This is a genomic window from Blastocatellia bacterium (assembly GCA_035573895.1).
GTDB lineage: Bacteria > Acidobacteriota > Blastocatellia > HR10 > HR10 > DATLZR01.
On record DATLZR010000140.1, the window covers coordinates 1 to 3,901 of the forward strand.

Annotated in this window: 4 protein-coding genes; 2 read left to right on the forward strand and 2 right to left on the reverse strand. The window is 57.6% G+C overall.

Annotation, left to right across the window (positions count from 1 at the left end):
* Together VNM72_12220 and tatA are read right to left on the reverse strand one after the other, a co-directional pair.
* On the reverse strand, positions 1-264 hold a 264-nt coding region (locus tag VNM72_12220; GenBank protein HXF06161.1), incomplete at its 3' end, for a hypothetical protein.
* A gap of 246 nt (positions 265-510) precedes the next feature.
* The gene (gene tatA / locus VNM72_12225; protein HXF06162.1) at positions 511-738 is read right to left on the reverse strand and encodes a twin-arginine translocase TatA/TatE family subunit; all 228 of its coding nucleotides are present in this window, start codon (positions 736-738) and stop codon (positions 511-513) included.
* A gap of 601 nt (positions 739-1,339) precedes the next feature.
* Between tatA and VNM72_12230 the strand changes: the two genes are divergently transcribed.
* Complete coding sequence (locus VNM72_12230; GenBank protein HXF06163.1) at positions 1,340-2,116, forward strand: enoyl-CoA hydratase/isomerase family protein; 777 nt, start codon at positions 1,340-1,342, stop codon at positions 2,114-2,116.
* Positions 2,117-2,258: 142 nt separating this feature from the next.
* Positions 2,259-3,901: carbon starvation CstA family protein (locus tag VNM72_12235; protein HXF06164.1), on the forward strand; the 1,643-nt coding region annotated here is incomplete at its 3' end.

Consider the following 3,901-nt stretch of genomic DNA (forward strand, 5'->3'; position numbering starts at 1 on the left):
TTCAGAAGATGGTCTCTTTTTACCTTTGCTCGGTGTGATCGTTGGGCCGGACTCCACTGCCTGAGAGGGCGCATGTTTCTCAGCTTTCTTCTTCTTGTGCTTCGTTTTGGTCTCAGGCGCCGTCGTTTGGGGGGACGCCGACTGTGAGACCGTTTGAGCTTTGATGGTGGCTGCCTGGACGCTTTTACGGCGGCATGCGTGATCCATCATTCCTGCCAAGGACAGCACCACCACAATCCCCATATACTTCGAAAGTTTCCACATCCCGTATTCCCTCCTCTATATCAATTTCGGCTCTTATCTCCTGTCAAGCCGGTAGAGCGTTGAGCTCTACGTAATCCCCCTATGCAATCCGCGTTCCTCATCGAGCAAACTCGCGATATCTGATCTAATTCCATCCCCTTCATATGGATTGGAGGGAAGTCTTGTGCTCCAAGACACCTGAAGTTTGTTCCCTTTCCTCTCTTTGACTGTGGCTTTCCTGTCCTCCAGCGCCATTTTGCCACAGTATCAGAGCACCCTTTGGCCCGGCTCGGGGACCCTCTCGGTGGGTTCCGTGGCCTCGACAGAAACTCGGTAGTGCTCCTTCTCCGGCGGTTCACTACGAAGCTCGCGTTTAAACTCGCTAATGGCTATCCCAAGCGAGCGTGCAAGCTCCGGCAGCCTTCGGGAGCCGAACAGAAGCAACACAATCACCATGATCAGGAGTAGCTCTGGCAGGCTAACTGACGAAAACATTTTTCCATCCCCCTTTCTTCATTGTCCTTACTGACAATCCGACGCCTATCTTCCAAGCAACTGATGTGCCGGAACGGCGCCACATTCGCTCACCTCTTCGCAGACCCACTGAATCATTCCTTCATCCTGGGGCGATGAGGAGACGGCCTTTTTGTACTTCGACGCGGATCACAGTCCCAGCTCCTTGCACCCTGTCCTCCCGGCGTGCAAAATAACGCCGAATATGAAGCGGCAGGGAAGCATGTCGGGCACACTATCGCTCTGTGCACCTTCAGAAGGGATCGGACGTCAATTCGCAGAATCTAACCGGGTGTCGAACAGCACTCACGAGTGGACCAGCCCCCCGGAAGTCGGAAATTTCACGGCAAATGAAGACAGATGGCCACCGGCTGGTGAGGCGATCGTTGTGATCCGTATGCACCCGTGGCCATTCCTGGGGGAGCACGGGCTGGAAACCCCGCCCTCTCCTTTCGCGGGAGTCACCCATGTGCTATCGCACGCGACGACAAAATACCTCTGCCAGTGGATGAACGGAGCCTACTGACGATCTCTCTGTTGGAACCTTTCATCCGTTGGGAGGCTATTTTCCAGTGAGGGTCAAATGAGCAACGAATTCAACCTCATTCAGTGCGAGGAGAAAGGTCATACGCTCTGGATCACCCTCAATCGGCCCCCGCTCAATATCCTCGATATTCCCACTCTGACCGAACTCAAGCTCACCCTCGACGAGGCTGTAAATCGTCAAGACATTCAGTTTCTCGTCTTGCGGGGAGCGGGTGAGAAAGCCTTCTCGGCCGGTAACGACGTTAAAGATCACACGCCCGAGCGTGTCGGGCCGATGCTCACTGTTTTCCACGATGTCATCTCGACTCTTTTGACCACCGACAAGATCACCATCGCAGCCGTGCGAGGGTATTGTTTCGGAGGTGGAATGGAGCTGGCGATGGTCTGCGATTTCGTCATTGCAACGGAGAAGGCCCTGTTCAGTCAACCGGAAATCGCGCTGGCCTGCTTCCCTCCTGTGGCAACCGTCTATCTTGCCCGGTTGATTGGTCACCGGCGGGCAATCGAAATGCTCTTGACCGGAGATCGGATTGATGCATGCCAGGCCGAACGGTTGGGACTCGTCACGCGCACGGTGGGCGAAGAGGAGCTTGAAGCGGCGGTCACTGAGGTGATCACAAAGCTCTCGGCTCATAGTCCGGTTGCCCTGCGTCTGACCAAAGAGGCACTGCGCTTCAGCAGCGCCCCCGATCTCATAAGCGGCCTCAAGGCCGTCGAGCGCCTTTACCTGGATCGGCTCATGGCCACCGAGGATGCCCGCGAGGGTATCGCGGCCTTTCTCGAAAAACGGGCCCCCGTGTGGAAAGGCCGCTGACAATCTACTAGAATGTCACCTCACCGCCGACGGCCCAGGGGGCAGGACTGTGAGAGGGCGCGGAGAGGTTCATCAGCTTCCCCGATCGGGGAGGATGAGGATGCCGGATCACGTCGAAGCCATCTGACAGGAGGCAGATTGTATGAGTGCGCTTCCATTGATGATCGGCGCGTTGTGCGTCCTGGCCATTGCATACCGCTACTATAGCGCCTTCATCGCGGCGAAGATTATGGCATTGGACGATCGGCGCCCCACGCCCGCCCATACGCTCTACGACGGACACAACTACTACCCCACGAATAGATGGGTCCTCTTCGGTCATCACTTCGCTGCGATTGCTGGGGCCGGGCCGCTCATCGGGCCCGTTCTGGCTGCCCAGTTCGGATTTCTGCCGGGATTCCTCTGGCTGCTGATCGGCGTGTGCCTGGCCGGCGCCGTCCAGGATTTCATCATCCTTTTTGCATCGGTTCGGCGGCAGGGGAAATCTCTGGCTGAAATTGCCCGAACGGAGATCAATCCGGTGGCCGGGATCACCGCAGCCATCGCCATCCTGTTCATCGTCGTGATCGCCCTGGCCGGGCTGGGTTTGGCGGTTGTGAACGCCCTGCGAGAAAGCTCCTGGGGCACGTTCACCATCGCCATGACGATCCCCATCGCGATGGTCATGGGCCTGTTCATGTTCAGCCTTCGTCGAGGCACCATCGCCCAATGGACGCTCGTGGGAGTCATCGGCCTCATTCTCTCGGTCATCATTGGCGGCTATATCCCGCACTCGCGCTGGGAACCCTACTTCACGTTTAACAAGGAACAGCTCACGGTGCTTCTGGCGGCCTATGGGTTTCTCGCATCGGTTTTGCCCGTGTGGCTCCTTCTCTCGCCAAGGGACTATCTCAGCTCGTTCATGAAGATCGGTGTCGTGGCCTTTCTCGTTGTGGGAGTTATCATCGTTGCTCCCGAATTGAAGATGCCGGCGATCACCCAATTTGCCGCCGGTGGGGGCCCGATCATTCCGGGCAAGCTCTTTCCCTTTGTCTTTATCACCATCGCCTGCGGTGCCATTTCTGGTTTCCATTCGCTGGTCTCATCGGGAACGACGCCGAAGATGATTGACAAGGAATCGGACATTCGTCCGATCGGCTATGGCTGTATGCTGCTCGAGGGTCTGGTGGGCATTACGAGCCTCATTGCGGCGACCGCTCTTTATCCCGGCGATTACTTCCACATCAATGTGGACCCGGCCAAATTCGCCTGGCTCGAATCGGTCGGGCTCACCCCCGTCATGCTGGCTGACCTTGCCAATCAAGTCGGCGAGGACATCGCCGGACGCACTGGAGGGGCCGTGTCGCTGGCCGTCGGGATGGCGCAGATTTTCTCGAGCATTCCCGGACTGCGCGGCCTGATGGCCTATTGGTATCACTTCGCCATCATGTTCGAGGCCCTCTTCATCCTGACGACGATTGATGCTGGCACGCGAGTCGCGCGGTTTATCCTGCAGGAGTTCCTGGGCAAATTCTACCGGCCCTTCGAGCGCACCGACTGGATGCCGGGCACGGTCATCGCCAGTTTTCTCGTCGTGGCCGCCTGGGGGTACTTCATCTACACGGGCTCCATCTCGACCATCTGGCCGATGTTCGGCATCGCCAATCAACTTCTCGGCGCCGTCGCTCTCTCCGTGGCCACGACCGTAATCATCAACATGGGGAAGGCCCGGTATGCCTGGATCACACTCATCCCCCTGATTTGGGTGGCGACCAACACACTCACGGCGGGGTGGTTGAGCATCAC

Bases quoted from the DNA above. Each gene is read 5' to 3' on its own strand.
- VNM72_12230 (HXF06163.1), top strand. From the start codon at position 1,340: ATGAGCAACGAATTCAACCTCATTCAGTGCGAGGAGAAAGGTCATACG.
- tatA (HXF06162.1), bottom strand. From the start codon at position 738: ATGTTTTCGTCAGTTAGCCTGCCAGAGCTACTCCTGATCATGGTGATT.